At 60.2% G+C, this 19985-nt stretch carries 16 protein-coding genes; 8 read left to right on the top strand and 8 right to left on the bottom strand.

Annotation, left to right across the window (positions count from 1 at the left end; translation table 11 throughout):
• Positions 1-43: 43 nt before the first annotated feature.
• The 6 genes from pyk to GZH91_RS16760 form a co-directional block, all read right to left on the bottom strand.
• Positions 44-1480 (bottom strand): pyruvate kinase, encoded by a 1437-nt coding sequence (gene pyk, locus GZH91_RS16735; protein WP_147071002.1) that lies wholly within the window; start codon positions 1478-1480, stop codon positions 44-46.
• Between the two features lie 101 nt (positions 1481-1581).
• Positions 1582-2766: a phosphoglycerate kinase gene (locus GZH91_RS16740; RefSeq protein ID WP_147071004.1), complete on the bottom strand. Its 1185-nt coding sequence runs from the start codon at positions 2764-2766 to the stop codon at positions 1582-1584.
• Positions 2767-2902: 136 nt separating this feature from the next.
• Positions 2903-3901 carry a type I glyceraldehyde-3-phosphate dehydrogenase gene (gap, locus tag GZH91_RS16745; RefSeq protein WP_147071006.1) on the bottom strand — a complete coding sequence of 333 codons (999 nt, stop codon included), beginning with the start codon at positions 3899-3901 and terminating at the stop codon, positions 2903-2905.
• Between the two features lie 121 nt (positions 3902-4022).
• Positions 4023-6008, bottom strand: a complete 1986-nt coding sequence (gene tkt / locus GZH91_RS16750) for a transketolase (RefSeq protein ID WP_147071008.1) — start codon at positions 6006-6008, stop codon at positions 4023-4025.
• 351 nt (positions 6009-6359) lie between these two features.
• A complete protein-coding gene (locus tag GZH91_RS16755) occupies positions 6360-7145 on the bottom strand; it encodes an inositol monophosphatase family protein (protein ID WP_198415341.1) in 786 nt (261 codons plus the stop codon).
• 183 nt (positions 7146-7328) lie between these two features.
• Positions 7329-7889 carry a thioredoxin family protein gene (locus GZH91_RS16760; RefSeq protein WP_147071010.1) on the bottom strand — a complete coding sequence of 187 codons (561 nt, stop codon included), beginning with the start codon at positions 7887-7889 and terminating at the stop codon, positions 7329-7331.
• A gap of 69 nt (positions 7890-7958) precedes the next feature.
• Here GZH91_RS16760 and GZH91_RS16765 point away from each other — a divergent pair, with 69 nt between their 5' ends.
• The 8 genes from GZH91_RS16765 (at position 7959) to GZH91_RS16800 (ending at position 17595) form a co-directional block, all read left to right on the top strand.
• Entirely contained in the window at positions 7959-8684 is a 726-nt protein-coding gene (locus GZH91_RS16765) for a 16S rRNA (uracil(1498)-N(3))-methyltransferase (protein WP_147071012.1), read from the top strand.
• Between the two features lie 63 nt (positions 8685-8747).
• On the top strand, positions 8748-10067 hold the full coding sequence (gene argA, locus GZH91_RS16770) for an amino-acid N-acetyltransferase (RefSeq protein ID WP_147071014.1): 1320 nt from the start codon (positions 8748-8750) through the stop codon (positions 10065-10067).
• Positions 10068-10076: 9 nt separating this feature from the next.
• Complete coding sequence (locus tag GZH91_RS16775) at positions 10077-10922, top strand: phosphate/phosphite/phosphonate ABC transporter substrate-binding protein (RefSeq protein WP_147071016.1); 846 nt, start codon at positions 10077-10079, stop codon at positions 10920-10922.
• Positions 10919-13342 carry an EAL domain-containing protein gene (locus tag GZH91_RS16780; RefSeq protein ID WP_147071018.1) on the top strand — a complete coding sequence of 808 codons (2424 nt, stop codon included), beginning with the start codon at positions 10919-10921 and terminating at the stop codon, positions 13340-13342. The genes GZH91_RS16775 and GZH91_RS16780 overlap by 4 nt, the downstream gene beginning before the upstream one ends.
• A gap of 90 nt (positions 13343-13432) precedes the next feature.
• On the top strand, positions 13433-15028 hold the full coding sequence (locus tag GZH91_RS16785; RefSeq protein ID WP_147071020.1) for an ABC-F family ATPase: 1596 nt from the start codon (positions 13433-13435) through the stop codon (positions 15026-15028).
• On the top strand, positions 15028-15666 hold the full coding sequence (gene purN / locus GZH91_RS16790) for a phosphoribosylglycinamide formyltransferase (protein ID WP_170227428.1): 639 nt from the start codon (positions 15028-15030) through the stop codon (positions 15664-15666). Before GZH91_RS16785 ends, purN begins: the two co-directional genes overlap by 1 nt.
• Entirely contained in the window at positions 15663-16349 is a 687-nt protein-coding gene (locus GZH91_RS16795) for a DUF3108 domain-containing protein (protein WP_147071024.1), read from the top strand. The genes purN and GZH91_RS16795 overlap by 4 nt, the downstream gene beginning before the upstream one ends.
• A 205-nt stretch (positions 16350-16554) precedes the next feature.
• Positions 16555-17595, top strand: a complete 1041-nt coding sequence (locus GZH91_RS16800) for a DUF3108 domain-containing protein (RefSeq protein WP_147071026.1) — start codon at positions 16555-16557, stop codon at positions 17593-17595.
• On the opposite strand, the gene GZH91_RS16805 is transcribed toward GZH91_RS16800, so the two are convergent.
• Complete coding sequence (locus GZH91_RS16805; RefSeq protein ID WP_147071028.1) at positions 17592-18794, bottom strand: NAD(P)/FAD-dependent oxidoreductase; 1203 nt, start codon at positions 18792-18794, stop codon at positions 17592-17594. The two genes, GZH91_RS16800 and GZH91_RS16805, sit on opposite strands and share 4 nt — an antisense overlap.
• A 61-nt stretch (positions 18795-18855) precedes the next feature.
• Positions 18856-19977: a 5-(carboxyamino)imidazole ribonucleotide synthase gene (locus tag GZH91_RS16810; RefSeq protein ID WP_147071069.1), complete on the bottom strand. Its 1122-nt coding sequence runs from the start codon at positions 19975-19977 to the stop codon at positions 18856-18858.
• Positions 19978-19985: the final 8 nt, after the last annotated feature.

Below are 19985 nucleotides of genomic sequence, written 5' to 3' on the forward strand. Positions count from 1 at the left end.
TCTCCTTGGTTAATAATAAATAGATTTCAAATCCTGAAAAACCTTAAGCTTTCTTGTGCTCGCCGACTGTTACAATTTTCATGGTGTTCGTGCCCCCGGATTCGCCGATCGGTTCGCCGATGGTAAGCACAATCAAATCACCGTCCCGCACTGCACCGCGGCGGCGCAGTTCATTCTCGGCTTCAATCAGCAATTGATCGCGATCCCTGGAATCGGTCTTGAAATTTACCGGGTAGACGCCGCGGTACAAGGTAACTTTTCTACGGGTTTCCACTTCTGGTGTCAAGGCGTAGATCGGCACGCCGGTGCTCATGCGCGACATCCACAGGCAGGTGTTCCCGGACTGGGTAAGTGCTGCAATGGCGCGCACATTGGGCAGGTGAGTGGCAGTAAAAATGGCTGCCATCGCTACCGATTCATCTTTCCGGTTGAAATTTTTGTCGAGACGGAAATTGATGAAATCACGTTCGATTTCCTTTTCTGCCTCGCAGCACACGCGATCCATGGCAGCAATCGCCTCCACCGGATACATGCCTGCGGCAGTCTCGGCTGACAGCATCACTGCATCGGTACCGTCCAGTACCGCGTTGGCCACATCGGAAACCTCAGCGCGCGTCGGTATCGGGCTGGAAATCATGGACTCCATCATCTGTGTGGCGGTAATGACCACCTTGTTGCGCTGCCGCGCCATGCGGATCATTTTCTTTTGCAGCGCAGGCACAGCGGCATCGCCCACTTCCACGCCGAGGTCGCCACGTGCCACCATGATGGCATCGGAAGCATCGAGAATTTCTTCCAGCGCGGTAATCGCCTCGGCACGCTCGATCTTGGCTACCAGCATGCCGTGGCCGCCGGCGGCGCGGAGCAGGTTGCGTGCCAGCTGCATATCAGCAGCGGAACGCGGGAAGGAAATCGCCACATAATCGGCCTGCAGTGCCGCCGCCGTCTTGATGTCTTCGATGTCTTTTTCAGTCAGCGCGGCGGCGGACAGCCCCCCGCCCTTGCGGTTGATGCCCTTGTTGTTGGACAGCACGCCGCCTTGTACCACCTTGCAGATGATTTCCGCACCCTTGACTTCTTCAACCCACATTTCGATGCGGCCATCGTCCAGCAATAGCGTGGCGCCGCGTTCCAGATCCCTGGGCAGATCCTTGTAGTCAAGACCGACGCGTTCCTGATTGCCCAGTTCGCACGTGGCGTCGAGCACGAAACGGGCGCCGGATTGCAGCGTGATCTTGCCATCGGCGAACTTGCCGACACGGATTTTTGGGCCTTGCAGGTCAACCAGCACGCCCACGGCACGACCCCGGGTACGCGCCAGCGAACGCACCATCTCGGCGCGGTCAATATGATCCTGCGCAATACCGTGCGAAAAGTTGAGACGCACCACGTCCACACCTGCCTCCATCATCCTGTCCAGGACTTTCGGGTCGTTGGATGAGGGGCCAAGCGTGGCGACGATTTTTGTTCTGCGTATCATGAATTTGTTTACTCTGAAAAAGACCAGCCAGAGACACGCCAGCGCGCAGAGTTTCCTGCCCGCGTAGTGGCGTCCGCAGCTAGCCAGACACCGTTAATGGATTATTTGCCTGCCGCGCGTTGCTCAAGGATTTCGACAGCAGGCAATTTCTTGCCCTCCAGGAATTCCAGGAAAGCGCCGCCAGCGGTGGAGATGTAAGATACCTTGTCGTAGATATCATATTTTTGTATCGCCGCAATCGTATCGCCGCCTCCAGCCAGGGTAAAGGCCTTGGTGCTGGCAATCGCTTCAGCAATTTTTTTTGTGCCGGCACCGAATTGGTCGAACTCGAACACACCCACCGGGCCGTTCCACACTACCGTACCGGCCTTCATGATGATATCCACCAGCTCCTGGGCGGATTTTGGACCAATGTCGAAAATCATGTCGTCATCCGCCACCGCACCTGCATCTTTGAGCACGGCGGGTTCATTGGCGTCGAATTTCTTGCCGCACACCACGTCAACTGCGACGGGAATGGTGGCGCCACGCGCGGTCATTTTCTGCATCAGCGCCTGGGCAACGGGAACCAGATCGTCCTCGCACAGGGACTTGCCGACATTCTTTCCGGTGGCCTTGAGGAAGGTGTTGGCGATGCCGCCACCCACTACCATCTGATCCACTTTTTCGGACAGAGCTTCCAGCACGGTCAGCTTGGTGGACACCTTGGAACCACCAACAATGGCAACCATGGGACGCGCCGGGCTGAGCAGCGCCTTGGTCAGTGCTTCCAGTTCTTCGGTAAGCAGAATGCCGGCAGCCGCCACCGGGGCGAACTTGGCGACGCCATGGGTGGATCCTTCGGCGCGGTGGGCAGTGCCGAAAGCATCCATCACGAACACGTCACACAGCTTGGCGTACTTTTGCGCAGTCTCGTCCAGGCTCTTTTTCTCGCCCTTGTTGAAGCGCACGTTTTCCAGCAGCACCAGTTCGCCTTCGGCGACATCGAAGCCGCCGTCGATCCAGTCTTTCACCAGCCGCACCGGCTTACCCAGCTTGGCGCTCAGCACATCAGCCACTGGCTTGAGCGAATTTTCTTCGGAGTATTCACCTTCGGTCGGACGCCCAAGATGAGACGTAACCATGACTTTTGCCCCGGCTTTGAGGCAATGTTCTATGGTGCGCATGGACGCTGTGATGCGGGCGTCGGAAGTGACCTTGCCGTCTTTGACCGGCACGTTCATGTCGGCACGAATGAAAACACGTTTGCCTTTGAGATCAAGGTCGGTAACGCGGATAACTGCCATTGTGATTCTCCAGAAAAGTAAGGTTTAAGGACTGGGAATGTCCCAGACCTTAAAGCTCACATCGTTACATGCGCAAGGGCAAGTCAATCAAACGCGATGTTACTTGCGCAGGTCATGACTTGCCGCTTGCTTTCGGTTATTTCGCCACGTGTTGCACAAAACGCAGCATGTTGCAGGTATAACCGTATTCATTGTCATACCAGGCCACGACTTTGACGAAAGTGGAATCCAGCGCAATACCGGCTTCAGCGTCGAACACTGAAGGTGCCGAGTGGCCACGGAAATCGGTGGAAACCACTTTCTCACTGGTGTAACCCAGCACGCCTTTGAGCGCGCCTTCGGAAGCGGATTTCATGGCCGCGCAGATGTCGGCATAGGAGGTCTCCTGGTTGAGCTCCACGGTCAAGTCAACCACCGACACGTCGGAAGTCGGCACGCGGAATGCCATGCCGGTCAGCTTGCCCTTCAGCTCCGGCAACACCACGCCGACGGCCTTGGCCGCGCCGGTGGACGATGGAATGATGTTTTCCAGGATGCCGCGACCACCGCGCCAGTCCTTGCTGGACGGGCCATCAACGGTTTTTTGAGTTGCCGTAGCCGCATGCACGGTGGTCATCAGGCCGCGCTTGATGCCCCAGTTGTCATTCAGTACCTTGGCGACCGGTGCCAGGCAGTTGGTGGTGCAGGAAGCGGCGGAAACAATCGCTTCGCCGGCGTATTTGGTGTGGTTCACGCCGTACACGAACATCGGGGTATCGTCTTTGGAAGGCGCGGATTGCACGACTTTCTTGGCACCTGCGTTGATGTGCGCCTGGCAGGTTTCCTTGGTCAGGAAGAAACCGGTCGATTCGATAATGATGTCGGCACCGACTTCACCCCATTTCAGGTTGTTCGGGTCGCGCTCGGCGGTCAAACGAATTTTTTTGCCATTGACCATCAGCTTATTGCCTTCAACTGCGACGTCACCATTGAAACGGCCATGCACGGAGTCGAACTTGAGCATGTATGCGAGGTATTCAGGGTCAAGCAGATCGTTGATCGCGACCACTTCGATACCCGGGAAATCTTTGGCGATTGCGCGGAACGCCATGCGGCCAATGCGGCCAAACCCATTAATACCAACTTTGATTGTCATTGTTGAGTTACTCCTTAAGGACTAAGTTGAAAACAAAATCTTTCACCACGGAGTACACGGAGAGTACGCGGAGGGAACCCATGAAAGGTTTACTCCGTGTACTCCGTGGTTCAAATGGTTTTTACAGAACGCCTTTAACCGCCTTCACCACATTGTCGACGGTAAAGCCGAAGTGTTTGAACAAATCAGGTGCCGGCGCGGATTCGCCGAAGGTATCGATACCCACCACCGCGCCTTCCAGGCCGACGTATTTGCGCCAGCCGTCGCTGACACCGGCTTCCACGGCAACGCGCACGATGCCCTTGGGCAGCACGCTGGCCTGGTAGGCGGCATCCTGGCGGTCGAAGGCGCTGGTGCACGGCATGGATACCACGCGTGCGGCGATACCCTCAGCAGCCAGGGCTTCCTGCGCCTTCACTGCCAGCTCGACCTCGGAGCCGGTAGCGATCAGCACCACCTTGGCATTGGCCGCGTCTTTCAGCACGTAACCGCCCTTGGCGATATTGGCGATGGCGGCTTCGTCACGCGGCATGAAGGCCAGGTTCTGGCGACTTAAAATCAGACTGGTGGGACCGCTGCGTTTTTGCACGCCCTGTCCCCAGGCGACAATGGTTTCCACGGTATCGCACGGACGCCACACGTCCATGTTGGGCATCATGCGCAGGGTAGCGGTCTGCTCCACCGGCTGGTGGGTAGGGCCGTCCTCGCCCAGGCCGATGGAATCGTGCGTGAATACCCAGATCACGCGCTGCTTCATCAGCGCGGCCATGCGCAGCGCGTTGCGGGCGTATTCGGAGAACATCAGGAAGGTGCCGCCGAACGGCAGCACGCCGCCGTGCAGCGCCATGCCGTTCATGATGGCGGACATGCCGAACTCGCGCACGCCGTAGGAAATGTAGTTGCCGGTGCTGTTGCCATGGACGTGGTGGCAGCCGGTCCAGTTGGTCAGGTTGGAACCGGTCAGATCGGCAGAACCGCCGAGAAACTCGGGCAATACCGGTGCCAGTGCATTGATGGCGATTTGCGAAGCCTTGCGCGTGGCGACGGTTTCGCCCTTGGCATTGATGGCGGCAACAGCCTGGGCCAGGTGCTCGTTCCAGTTGGCTGGCAGATCACCGGCCATGCGGCGCTTGAATTCGGCTGCTTCAGCCGGGAAGGCTGCAGCGTATTCGGCGAATTTGTTGTTCCACAGTCTTTCCAGGCCTTCGCCCTTGGTCCTGGCATCCCAACCTTCGTATATGTCGGCAGGGATTTCAAACGCCGGGTGATCCCAGCCAATATGCTTGCGCGTATCGATAATTTCCTGCGCGCCCAGTGCGGCACCGTGCACATCGTGGGTGCCTTCCTTATTGGGGGAGCCTTTACCGATAATGGTTTTGCAGCAGATCATGGTGGGCTTGTCGGTCACTGCCTTGGCAGCCTGAACGGCGGCCTCGACAGCAACCGCGTCGTGCCCATCCACACCGGCGATCACATGCCAGCCGTATGCCTCAAAACGCTTGGGGGTATCGTCGGTGAACCAGCCCTCGACGTGGCCATCAATCGAGATACCGTTATCATCCCAGAACGCAATCAGCTTGCCCAAACCCCAGGTTCCGGCCAGCGCGCAGGCTTCGTGGGAAATGCCTTCCATCAGGCAGCCGTCGCCGAGGAACACATAGGTATGGTGATTGACGATCTCGTGGCCAGGCTTGTTGAATTCGGCAGCCAGCAGCTTTTCCGTCATCGCCATGCCCACTGCATTGGTGATGCCCTGACCCAACGGGCCAGTGGTGGTTTCCACGCCGGGGGTGTAGCCATACTCCGGATGACCCGGGGTTCTGGAGTGCAGCTGACGGAAGCGCTTGAGTTCGTCCATCGGCAGGTCATAGCCAGTCAGATGCAGCAGCGCATACAGCAGCATCGAGCCGTGGCCGTTGGACAGCACGAAGCGGTCACGATCAGGCCAATGGGGGTTGGCCGGATTGTGCCGCAGGTGGTGGTTCCACACCACTTCGGCGATTTCCGCCATACCCATGGGCGCGCCGGGGTGGCCGGACTTGGCCTGTTCCACCGCGTCCATGGCCAGCGCCCGGATAGCGTTTGCGAGATCGGTACGAGTTGCCATTGCTTCTTCCTTGGTTGATAAAAATACGTTTAATGCTGCCAAAACGCACCCTCAGGCTTGCAACCGGCATACCCGGAGAGGGAACGTACAGAATATTTGCAACCAGCGGTTTGCCCGCAGGCTCGATAATTCAAATGTCTAAGCGGCACAGCATCGCTGCTTCACATCAAAAAATGCAGTGAAAGTTCTTGATTATGGCCGAGCCGGCCAATTTGGGCAAGCGCGGCAAGCGCCTGAATTGGCGGGGAAAGCCGTGGCTTTATGGCGGGAAATGCCCGGTTTTTAAGGCGCCGTGCTGGGTTTTTCAAATCGTCCTGGCGATAATCAAAGTTTTTAATTGGTGTGTCCTGTTCATTTATCCGCCGCGCGTATCCAGGCTTTCCATTCCGCAAACAAATCGACACCCAGTGCCGCCACCACCGGGCGCTCCCACAGGTTATCCGCCCAGAAATCGTCGCAGGCCAGGGTACACATTTGTCCGCCCGCCTCTTCCATAATCAGGCAGCCGGCAGCGTAGTCCCAGAGTTTTTGCCCGCCATGCAAATAAACATCGAATCGCCCTGCTGCGGTGTAACACCAATCCAGCGTACTGGCGCCGAAGTTGCGTTGCGAGCTGAAGGGGGGATGCAACACCACCTGCATCGCGATGGCGTCGCTGATGCGCTTTAATTCGACCCCGGCCAGACTGTGGCGCAAGTCGGGCGAACGGGTCCTGATCGGCAGCGGTTCGCCATTCAAAAAAGCGCCGTGGCCTTTTTCAGCGTAAAACATCTCGTCGGCTACCGGGTCGTAAATCACGCCCATGACACTACGCCCGGCCTTCATCAGCGCCACGGATACAGCGAAATACGGCACCCCATTGACGAAATTGGAGGTACCATCGATGGGGTCGATACACCACAGCCCGTCAGTCCCCACCGCCCACTGCCGGTGCTGCTCGGCCTCAGTCATTTCCTCGCCCAGCACCGGGTACGCAGCGATGCGGGTCAGCTCACGCACCAGCGCCACCTGACACGACAGGTCTGCCTCGGTACACAAACTGCCGTCCGCCTTGCGACTGTGGGCAACTTTCAGATAGCGCGGCATCACCTCGGCCAGGGCGACGCGCCTGACAACCTCAATGACGGATTGCAGCACGACTGTTATCCTAAAAAACGGTTGCTTATTGAACCACGGGGACACGAGGAGAGCAGGGTCCGCAGGGATGGGCGACCTGTCTCGCAAAACCAAAGACTTCAGAACTCACCACTCTCACCCGGCTCACCCGGGATTTTACCCCGTATTCTCCGTGTTCCCCGCAGTTAATCGCTTTTTTCAGATTTATGCCGTCCTCCACTTGATCGAGCAGCCCATGCCGGGAATCTGCTCCAGCGGGCCTTTTTGTGTCTGTGCCACTTGTACCATGGCTTCGAACAAGTCACGACGCACGCCCTCCGGGGCGGTTTCCTTGCGCGAAGCGTCGAAGCGTCCACGATACTGCAACTCAAAGCCACGATTGAATCCAAAGAAATCCGGTGTACACACTGCGTCGTAAGCGCGTGCTACAGCCTGGCTTGCGTCGTACACATAAGGAAAGGGAAAGTCGAACTCGGCAGCGACCCGTTGCATGTTGGCGAAGCTGTCTTCCGCGTAGTCCGCCGGATCGTTGGACATGATGGCAATGCTGTTAATGCCGTAACGATCGCGCAGCTCACGGCAATCCCGCACGAGACGCGGGCGGATGGCCTGCACGTAGGGACAGTGGTTGCAGATGAACATCACCACCAGACCATGTTCGCCCATTACCGATTGCAGGGTGTAACGCTTGCCGTCCACGCCGGGCAGATCGAAATCCGGGGCTTTCCAGCCAAAATTGCAGACGGGGGTTTGCAGGCTGACCATTTGCTTCAACTCCAATTACAATGCGATGCGCATTATCATATCACGCACCTCAGCCCTCTTTTAGCCGCCATGCCACGCTTTTACCTGCCCGACACTCTTGCCCCGGATACCCTCATCACCTTGCCGGACGCCTGCGCGCACCACGCTGCACGGGTATTGCGCCTGACTGCAGGCGACGCGGTAACGTTGTTCAACGGCCAGGGTGGCGAGTGGGCGGGCAATATCCACCACATCGGCAAGCGCGAGGTGGAAGTGCACGTGGATGCGCGGCAAGACGTGGAACGCGAAACACCGCTGCGCGTCACGCTGGCGCAAGGCGTTTCCAGCGGCGAGCGCATGGACTACACCCTGCAAAAAGCGGTGGAACTGGGTGTACACGCGATCCAGCCGGTTGCCTGCGCGCGCAGCGTGGTGAAACTGTCGGGCGAGCGTGCCGACAAGCGCCGCAACCATTGGCAAAACCTGGTGATTGCCGCCTGTGAACAATGCGCCCGCAACCGTGTGCCGGAGGTGTCCGATATTGCCCCCTTGCCGGTCTGGCTGGCACAGTCCGCCACGGCGCCGCTCAAGCTGATGTTCGCGCCGGATGCGCAACACACCCTGCATACCCTGCCCCGGCCCGGCGGCGACGTTACCATGCTGGCGGGGCCGGAAGGCGGCTTTGCCGCGGATGAATACAGCGCGGCGCTCACTGCCGGGTTCATCCCGATCCGGCTGGGGCCGCGTGTGCTGCGCACCGAAACTGCCGCGCTGGCGGCACTCGCCGCAATGCAAACCCTGTGGGGAGACCTGTAACGCGCCCGCGGAATTTGTTATACACTTCAAGCACATCCAATCCAAATCCAACAACAGGACCGTATGCCTGCCTCTCCACCCTCCGCCTTCGTCCACTGGTTCCGCGCTGCCGCGCCCTATATCCACGCCTTTCGCGGCAAGACTTTTGTTATCGCCTTTGGCGGCGAAGTGCTCAGCGACGGTCAGTTCACCCGCCTGGCGCACGATCTCAACCTGCTCAACAGCCTGGGCGTACGCCTGGTGCTGGTGCACGGAGTACGCCCGCAAGTAGAAGAGCACCTGACCCAGCGCAACGCGGTGATCCGTTACGCCGACGGCCTGCGCGTCACCGACGATGCGGCGCTGGCCTGCGTCAAGGAAGCGGTAGGCGAAGTGCGGGTGGAAATCGAGGCGCTGCTGTCGATGGGGCTGCCCAACAGCCCGATGGCCAACGCCGACATCCGCGTGGCAAGCGGCAATTTCGTCACCGCCCGGCCGCTGGGCGTGCGCGGCGGGGTGGATCTGCTGCACACCGGCGAGGTGCGCAAGATCAACGCCGCCGCCATCCGCCAGCGCCTGGAAGACAACGACATCGTGCTGCTGTCGCCGCTCGGTTATTCGCCCACCGGCGAAATATTCAACCTGTCGCTGGAGGACGTGGCCACCAACGCCGCTCTGGCGCTGGGTGCGGACAAGCTGATTTTCCTGATGGAAACCGAAGGTGTGCAGAACGCTCGGGGTGGCCTGCTACGCGTGCTCACCGTGCCGGAGGCGGAAAAGATCGCGGCCGGCAAACGGCCCTTGCCCGAGGACGTGGGTTTTTACCTGCCTTGCGCCATCACCGCCAGCAAGCACGGCGTCAGCCGCGTCCATCTGATCAGTCGCCACGTCGACGGCGCGCTGCTGTCGGAGCTGTTCACCCACGCCGGCATCGGTACCATGCTCACCCCGGCACGGCTGGAAACCCTGCGCCCGGCCGGCATAGACGATGTCGGCGGCATCCTGCAACTGATCCGGCCGCTTGAAGAGGACGGCATGCTGGTACGGCGCTCGCGCGAACGGCTGGAAATGGAAATCGAACGCTTCATCGTGCTGGAACACGACGGCATACTGATTGGTTGCGCCGCGCTCTACCCGTTTGCCGACGAGCGCGCCGGCGAGCTGGCTTGCCTGGCGGTACATGTCGATTACCGCGGCAATGCCCGTGGCGACGCGCTGCTGGAAGCCGCCGAAAAAAAGGCGCGCGCGCTGAAACTGAAACGCCTGTTCGTGCTCACCACGCGTACCGCGCACTGGTTCATCGAGCGCGGCTTCAAAGAAGCCAATGTCACTGAGCTGCCCACCCGGAAGCAGGCGCTGTATAACTACCAGCGCCGCTCCAAAGTGTTCGTCAAACCGATATAATCCGGCGCGATGAACCCGACGCGACGCCAGCTATGCGCCCTGATACTATGTTGCAGCCTGCCGCTTGGCGCCCACGCGGCGACCACACCGCTCGTCATCGGACTGTTTCCCAACCTGTCGCCCCAGCGCCAATTCCGGCTGTATCAGCTCCTCGCCGATTATCTGCAGCAGCGACTCGCACGACCGGTACAACTCTATACGGCAAAAACCCCCCGCGCCTTCATTGAAGCCACCCAACGCGGCAGCTTCGATATCGTGCTGACCCCACCGCACCTGGCATGGCTGGCCGAACACGAAGCCGGCTATCGACCACTGGCCACTTATGCCAGCTCCATCCGCGGCTTGCTGGTGGTGGCTGCGTCGTCCGGACTGCACACCGCCGCCGAATTGAGGGGCCGCGATATCGCCATCCCCGATCCCCTGGCATTCGTAACGATCCTGGGGGTAGCCTATTTGCAAGAGGCCGGCCTGCGCCGTGATATAGACTACCGCTTTCTGAACCGGGGCACCCACAACAATGCGGCCCTGGCCGTGATCAACGGCGAGGTTCCGGCAGCCATAATAAACGTCCTGTTTTTCAATCAGCTGCCGGAAGCAGCGCGGGGCAAGCTGCGCATCATCGGGGCAACCACTGCGGTAAAAAGCTTTTTTTTCATGGCTAATTCCCGCCTCTCCCCAGCCACAGCCGGGGCGGTGCAGGACGCCTTGCTGAGCTTCGGCGCCACCCCGCAGGGGCGCCTGTTCCTTGACCATAACCACTTCGGACGCATCCTCCCCGCAAACTCGCACAGCCTGGCAGCGATGGCACGCTACGGGGCGGAAACGCAGCGCCTGATGAAAGAATCCTCCCCATGATCCGCAGCATTGCTTATCCTCTTTGGGTCAAACTGCTGCTGGCCGCCATGCTGGTGCAGTTCACCATGCTGGGATTGCTGGCATTCACCAGCCTGCATGACACCCGGCAACGCCTGCTGGAAAGCGCCGAACTGCGCGTACAGGAGTTGCGCGCGCCGCTCAATGCCGCGCTCGGCACTGCGCTGTTCCAACGCGATCTGGCCGGGATTCAGGAATTACTTGACTCGATGCACCAGGAAAAAGGCCTGCGCTATCTGGTCGTGGCCGACGCGCAAGGCAGGCAACTGGCGGCGGCGGGTCTGGATAACGGCAAATTACCCCGGCAAGACCAGAGCTTCGCCGATGCGGGCAGCAATGGCATATTCGACTCCGCCATGCCCATCACGCTGGGAGATGCGCGTTATGGCACATTGTATTTCGGCATTTCCAGCGATTTTCTCACGCGCGCCGAGGCGCGCATGAAATACAAAACCCTGGCGATAGGCGGAGTGGCGTTAACGGCGTCATTTGTGCTGCTGTTCGTCATCAGCCTGTGGCTGACCCGTCCTTTGCGCCGGCTGGCCGAGGCCAGCCAGACCATGGCGGCGGGCAATCTCAATATCCATCTCCCGGTCACCAGCCGTGACGAAGTGGGACAGCTGAACCACGCCTTCAACGCCATGGCGGCCAGCCTGCGCAGCCGCATCGAAGCGCTGCAGCAGGCCGAATCCATCCAGCGCCGCTATCTCGCGGAAACGCGCGAGGAAAAGGCCCGCCTGCTGGCGCTGCTGTCGGCGATGAACATGGGCATCCTGTTTGTCACCATCAACAACCGCGTAGCCTATACCAACCCGGCCTTCACCCAGATATGGATGATCCGCAACACCGACAATCTGGTCGGACGCGAGATTGCCGATCTGCTCAACGACTCAGGCTGCGTGCTGGCGCGCCCGGACCATTTCTCGCGTCACATCATGGGAGTGATGGGCACGCACGAGAGTTCGGAGAGCCTGGAAATCGAAATGACCGACGGGCGCATGATTACCCAGCTGTCCTACCCGGTGCGTGAGCAGGATGGCCGCATCATCGGGCGTATCCTGATTTTTGAGGACGTCACGCGCGAACGCCAGACCGCTGAACAGCTGATTTATCTGGCCGAGCGTGACTCGCTCACCGGCCTCTACAACCGGCGCCGCTTTGAAGACGAACTCGGGCGCATGGTGGGCGACGTCACGCGTCACGGCAATAGCGGCAGCCTGCTGTTTTTTGACCTGGACGAATTCAAATACATCAACGATACCTTTGGCCACCGCGCCGGTGACTCGATGCTGATTCGCGTGGCTGGCGCAGTGGGCGCACTGATCCGCAGCAACGAAGTCTTCTGCCGCCTGGGTGGTGATGAATTTGCCATACTCATGCCGGATGCGAGCGAAGCGGACGCTCAGTCGCTGGCTGAACGCATCGTGCGCGCGGTGGCGCAGATTCCGTTCCGCTTCGAGGGCAAAAACCTGCGCCTGACCTGCAGCCTCGGCATTGCCGCCTACCCGCAGCATGCGGACAGCGCCGAACAACTGGTCGCCCACGCCGATGCCGCCATGTATCAGGCCAAGGAAGCGGGCAAAAATGCCTGGCGCAGCTACCGTGCCGATCTCGACACCTCGCGTGAAATGATCCAGCGCATGAGCTGGAATGAGCGCATCGGACGGGCGCTGGAGGAGGACCGCTTCATACTGCACTTTCAGGGAATTTATCACACCCAAAGCGGTACACTGGCACACTTGGAAGTGCTGCTGCGAATGCGTGACGAGACTGACCCGCAACAGCTCATCATGCCCGGTCATTTCATTCCGCTGGCAGAAAAAAACGGCCAGATTTTGCAGATAGACCGCTGGGTGCTGAAGCAGAGCATTGCGCTGCTCCAGGCCAAGCCGGAGATTCCGGCACTGGCAGTGAACATTTCAGGACGCTCGCTGGACGCCCCTGGCCTGGCACATTTCATTTCCGACGAATTGCTTTCTGCCAAGGTTGAACCGCGCCGCCTGATGATCGAGATCACCGAGACTTCCGCACTGTCCGACCTGCAGGACGCGCAGCGTTTCATCGAGGCGTTGCGCCACACCGGCTGCATCATCTGCCTGGATGATTTTGGCACCGGCTTTGCGTCATTCGCCTATCTCAAGCACATCAAGGCCGACATTCTCAAGATTGACGGCCTGTTCATCCGCGACATCATCTTTGAGCGCGACAACCAGGTATTCGTCAAAGCAATTGTGGACGTGGCACGCGGGCTGGGCAAAACCACCGTTGCCGAGTTTGTGGAAAGCCGCGAAATCTACGCGATGCTGAAAGAAATGGGCGTGGACATGGTACAGGGTTATTACCTCGACATTCCCAGCGGTGGGCACTGGCAAACCAGGCTGACAAACCCGAGCCGGTCATAAGCCCGCCAGCCCCTGGTAATGCACGCCAGCAAGTCCGGCGCCACGCTGGTAAAATGGCGCCTGTTCCTGTTTATCCTTAGGTAATGCATTTTGATCTCCACACTCGGCCTCACCATCCAGTTCGGCGCCAAGCCCCTGTTTGAAAACGTCACCGTCAAATTCGGCGACGGCAACCGCTACGGCCTGATTGGCGCCAACGGCAGCGGCAAGTCCACCTTCATGAAAATTCTCGCCGGCCAGCTCACCCCGACCGCCGGCCACGTCGCGCTGGATAGCGGCGAAAAGCTGGGCTGGCTGCGCCAGGACCAGTTTGGTTTTGAAGACCAGATCGTGCTCGATGTGGTAATGCAGGGCGACGCCGAGCTATGGGCGGTCAAGCAGGAAAAGGACGCCATTTACGCCAACCCGGAAGCCACCGAGGCAGACTACATGCACGCAGCCGAGCTGGAAGGCAAGTTTGCCGAGCTCGACGGCTACTCGGCCGAAGCGCGCGCGGGCGAACTGCTGCTGGGCGTGGGTATCCCCACCAACAAACACAGCGGCCCGATGCAGGAAGTCGCGCCGGGCTGGAAACTGCGCGTGCTGCTGGCGCAGGCGCTGTTCGGCAACCCTGACATCCTGCTGCTGGACGAGCCCACCAACAACCTCGACATCAACACCATCCGCTGGCTGGAAACCGTGCTGGACCAGCGCACCAGTACCATGATCATCATCTCGCACGACCGTCACTTCCTGAACTCGATCTGCACCCACATGGCCGATCTGGACTACGGCAAGATCCAGCTTTTCCCGGGTAACTACGACGAGTACATGCAGGCCGCCACGCAAGCGCGTGAGGGGCTGGTCTCCGCCAATGCCCGCGCCAAGGAGAAGATCGCCGAACTGCAAACCTTTGTGTCGCGCTTCTCCGCCAACGCCTCCAAAGCACGTCAGGCCACTTCCCGCGTCAAGCAGATCGACAAACTGAAACAGGACATGGGCGTGATCAAACCGTCTTCGCGCCAGTATCCGTATATCCGCTTCGAGCAGGAAAAACCGCTGCACCGCAACGTGGTCGAGGTGACGGATCTCGCCATTGGTTACGACACGCCGCTGTTTTCCAAATTGAGCTTCATGATCGAGGCCGGGGATCGCCTGGCGATCATCGGAGAAAACGGCGTGGGCAAATCCACCCTGATCAAAACCCTGATCGGCGAACTGCCGGCCAAGGCCGGCACGGTCAAATGGTCGGAAAATGCCAAGATCGGCTATTACGGTCAGGATCACGCCGCCGATTTCGACTCCGACCTCACCCTGTTCGACTGGATCCAGCAGTGGACCCAGCCCGGTGACGACGACCAGATGGTGCGTGGCGTGCTCGGCAAGCTGCTGTTCTCCGGCGACGATGCGAAAAAATCGGTGCGCGTGCTGTCCGGCGGCGAGCAGGGGCGCATGCTGTTCGGCAAGCTGATGCTGTCGCGTGCCAACGTGCTGGTGCTGGACGAGCCTACCAACCACCTTGATATGGAATCCATCGAGTCGCTCAACACGGCTGTGGAACTGTTCAAGGGCACGGTGATTTTCGTCTCGCACGACCGCTCCTTCGTGTCCTCGCTGGCCAGTCGCGTCATCGAGATCACCGGCCAGGGCCCGACCGTGTACGACGGCAACTACGAGGATTACCTGGCCAGCCGCGGCGTGGCTTGATGAAGCTGGTCGTCCTCATCTCCGGGCGCGGCTCCAACCTCAAGGCCATACTGGATGCCCAACTCCCGGTGGAGATCGCCGCCGTGATCAGCAATCGTCCCGACGCTGCCGGGCTGGATCTGGCGCGCAGCCACGGCATCCCGGCGCTGGCGCTGGATCACAGGCAGCACGCCAGCCGCGTGGATTTTGACAGCGCACTGATCGAGGCTATTGACCGTTACCAGCCGGAGCTGGTGGTGCTGGCGGGCTACCTGCGCATCCTCACCGACGGCTTCGTGACACATTACGCAGGGCGACTGATGAATATTCACCCGTCGCTATTGCCCAGCTTTCCCGGCCTCGATACCCACGCGCGCGCACTGGCCGCAGGGGTGAAAATTCACGGTTGCACGGTGCATTTCGTCACCCCCACGCTGGATCATGGCCCCATCATCCTGCAGGCTGCGGTGGCAGTGCGGTCCGATGACACGCCCGATACCCTGGCGGCGCGTGTACTGGCAGCCGAGCACCACATCTACCCCAAGGCAATTGCCTGGTTTGCTGAGGGCCGACTGGTGGAACAAAGCGACGGACGAGTAAACTTGCGCGACAATGACGGGTCTGAACAGATTCTATTCATTTCCGGAAGCCCGTCATGACGCGTTATATAGCTCTGCTGCTAGCCTTGATAGCTGTACCTGCGTTCGCCGCCCCGCGCCAGATCCAAATTGATTACCGCCTTACGCATAATGGCCTTGAAGTCGGCTCCGTGCATGAAACTTATACACGCAACGGTAACAATTATCGTATTGACAGCCAGACCCGCGCCGCGGGCCCGCTCGCCGTGCTGTTCAAAGGCCAGCTGGAGAGCATCAGCGAAGGGAAAATTACCGCGCACGGCCTGCGCCCAACAAAATTTGAGCAAACCCGCAGCGACGCCCCACAAAAAAACATCAGCTCCAGTTTCGACTGGAAGACCAGGCAGGTCACGCACACCAGCAAGGATCGCAGCGAGGCCGTCGCATTGCCTGCGGATGCCCAGGATCGGCTATCGGTACTGTACCAGTTCATGTTCGTCAAACCGGGTGCGAAAACACTGGATTTTGATGTCTCCACCGGCCACAGCCTGAACCACGAAATATACACGCTGGTGGGCGAGGAGACTCTTGCCACACCGGTAGGCGCGCTCAAAACCCTGCACTACCGCAACCAGCCGGAACAAGGCGAAAAACAGATCGAGGTGTGGCTGGCACGCGACAAGCGCTATCTGCCCGCCCAGGTACGCATCGTCGATGACGGTGCCACCGCGCTGCAAACACTCAACCAGATCAAGATCGAATAAACCCATGCATGGCTGCTGCCAGTGACCGGTTCAGCGCCTTGAACCTAAAAACCGTAGTAGACCACTCATTTCCCTCATGAGAGCCGCATGAATACTGAGTGTTCCGCCTTCGTTCGCATTCACCTTTTGGGTGACATCGCTACGCGCCCGGACGTACCGGCGGGCGCGTCCAACTGCGGTTTCTAGGTTGAATACGTCATCGCGAATGCGCAGGATTTTCTTGCTGGCGCTGGCGATATCGGTGCTGACGCACTTGCTGTTGTTGGCAACGCCCGGCTTCCAGCTACCTGCCGACAACAGCCATGAAACGCTGATTCAGGCACGTCTCGAACCGCTGCCGCTCCCCAAACCCGTTCTCAAACCCAAACCGGTGGTCGAGGCCACGCGCAGGCCGCGTCCCAGGCCCATGCCGCGTGTCAAACCTGCACCTCCGGCGCAACCAATCCGCGAACCGATAGCGCCACCCGCGCCCGTAACTGAAGCTGCAGCACCTGCCGCACCCGCACCGGTCGAAACACCGCCCGCCGCGCCCCGGGCACCGTCTGCCGACGCATCCGCCAGCGCGCCAGCAACGCCTCCGCCGCCGCCACTTAACGCCATGCCCGGCAAGGCCGAAATCCGCTACACCGTATTCAAGGGCGTCAATGGATTCAAAGTGGGCCGCGCCGCCTATATCTGGCAAGTCATTGGCGATCGTTACGTGCTGACCAGCATTACCGAGGGCACCGGCCTGATCGCGCTGATCCAGCCGGGCAAGCTGGTGCAGATCAGCCAGGGGCATATCACCGCGCTGGGACTGGCCCCGGATGATTTCTGGATCCAACGCGGCAAACCCACACCCGACAAAACCGCCGCCGCCCACTTCGATTACCGGCAACACACTGTCACCGTAGGCAAGATGAGCAACGCCATCACCGTGCCACTGCTGCCCGGCGCGCAGGATATCCTCAGCGTGACCTTCCAGCTGGCGATGCTGGCGCCGTTCCAGGACGAGCAGCTACTCCATGTCACCACCGGAAAAGGCCTCAAACCCTATACTGCGCATGTGGTGGGCGACGAATTGCTGGATACGCCGCTGGGACAGCTACGCACCCTGCACCTGGCGCGCAACGCGGAAGCGGGCGAAGACGCGATTGATGTGTGGCTGGCGCAGGATTACAACTACATGCCGGTGAAAATCCGGGTTGATCATAGCAAATTCGGCATCGTCGAGCAGGTAATCAGCAGCATCAATGTCGAACACTAGCCCAGTTGCCCCATCAGGCCGTCCGCTGTTACCAGTTGCCGCGCGGCGATGAGTTCGCGCGCGGCGTCCACCTGATCCCAGGTATTCCACAACAGCACGCCGCGCACCTGGCTGTCCTGCAAATAGTAAACCACACCCTTGTCCTGATCGGCCATATCGGCACAGATCTCCAGCTGGCTCGACAAAGTGCCAACCGCCTCGAAGCCGATGTCGAACAAATCGCTGAAAAACATGCTCTGATGGGTATAGGGCTCATCCGCACCCGCCATGTTGCGTCCGGCAGTACGACCCGACGCCTGAGCGTGATCCCAGTGCTCGGTACGGATTGCCTCTCCCCACACCGGATCGGGATAGCTGGCGATGTCTCCTGCGGCATAAATGTCGTCGTGGCTGGTCTGCAGGCGCGCATTCACGCGCACACCATTGTCCACCGCCAAACCCGCGCTCTGTGCCAGTGCCAGGTTTAAATCCAGACCCACCCCGGCCAGCACCCAGTCGGCTTCGATCTGCTCGCCGCGCCCGGTGCGGGCAGTGATGCCGCGCTGCCCCGGGCTGAATTCGGCCACGCGATCCCCGCCATACAGGCACACGCCATGCGCCCGATAACGCTCGACCAGTACCTGGGTAAGCGACGGCGGCAGTATCCGGGCCAGCGGTGCCGCGCCGGGAAAGATCATGCTGACACTCACCCCGGGCTGGGCAGCCAGCGCGCACGCCATTTCTGCACCGATAAAACCAGCGCCGACAATCAGCACCTGCGAGCCATCGTGTGCCAGTGAGCGCAGCAGGTGGTAGTCAGTCAATGTGCGCAGGCCGTGGATACGTCCAGCCAGCGTGGGTGGCGCGGCCAGACTGCGCGGCGTGCCGCCGGTCGCCAGCAACAGCTTGCCAAAACCGATGCGCACGCCACTGGCGGTAGTGATGTGCTTGCTATCCGCATCGAGCCCCGCCACCGTATCGCCCAGGCGCAGGGTCACGCCGAATGCCTGCCATTGCTCGGCGCTTTTGACGAAAATGTCGTCGGGGTTGTCCTTGCCCAGCCATAAACCCTTGGACAAGGGTGGGCGATGATACGGCGGCAGCGGCTCTGCGCCCAGCATCAGCACGCTGCCGTCGGCATCGAGCTCGCGAATTGCCTGTGCAGCCGAGGCGCCGGCCAGCCCGGCGCCGACAATCAGGTAGTCATGAAATTCGGACATATAAGCTCCGCTTAAGAAGGCGTACTTACATGCTAGCAGGCTATGAAAAAATCAGCATGCCTTATAACTGTGCGCGGATGGTTCGCGCCAATGCCAGCGCGGCTTCCAGCGAGGCATCCACGCAGGTGAAATGCCCCATCTTGCGCCCCGGGCGGGCGGATTGTTTGCCGTACAGGTGCAGCTTGGCTGCCGGATGTCGCAGCAGCGCCGCCCAGTTGGGCTGGCTATCGCCCCACAGGTCGCCCAGCAGGTTCACCATTACCGCGGGAGTGTGCTGTGTGGTGGCGCCAATCGGCAGGTTGCACAGGGTGCGCACCTGCATCTCGAACTGGCTGGTGAGACAGGCGTCAAGCGTGTAGTGGCCGCTGTTGTGCGGGCGCGGGGCGATTTCATTCACCGCCAGTTTGCCGCCATCCACTACAAAAAATTCCACCGCCATTACGCCGCAATAGTCAAGCTGGTCGGCAATGGCCTGCGCGATGGCGCGCGCAGTTTGCGCCAGGGTTTGATCCACCCGTGCCGGCACGATGCTGATGTCGAGAATACCCGCTTCGTGAATGTTCTCCGACACCGGGTAGAGCGCGCATGCGCCGGCTTCATTGCGCCCCAATACCACCGACAGCTCACACTCCAGCACCAGCATTTTCTCCAGTACGCAGACTTCGCCGCCCATCGCTGCAAAAGCGGCCTGCGCTTCATCTAGGCTGGCAACGCGCGCCTGGCCTTTGCCGTCATAGCCAAAGCGCGACACCTTGAGCACGGCGGGGAAACCGACCTGTGCGCAGGCGGCGGCGATATCCGCCTGCGCTGCGACCACCGCAAACAGCGCGGTGGCAAAGCCATGCGCATGCAGCCAGGTTTTTTCCACCACCCGGTTCTGCGCGATTTCCACTGCCTCTGCGCCCGGCTTCACCGGGCAATGCAGCGCCAGCGCACGCAAGGTTTGCGCCGGGACGTTCTCGAATTCAGTGGTCACCGCTGCGCATTCGCGTCCCATACGCGACAGCGCCATGACGTCCTGGTAGTCGGCGCACAGATGCATGTCCGCTACTTGCCCGGCCGGGCTGAGGGGATCGGGATCCAGCACCATCACGCGGTAGCCCATGGTGCGGGCGGCAATGGTGAACATGCGGCCAAGCTGGCCACCGCCCAGCATGCCCAAGGTGGCACCGGGCAATATCATCTGATTCA

The organism is Sulfuriferula plumbiphila, assembly GCF_009938015.1.
GTDB classification, from domain to species: Bacteria; Pseudomonadota; Gammaproteobacteria; order Burkholderiales; family Sulfuriferulaceae; genus Sulfuriferula; species Sulfuriferula plumbiphila.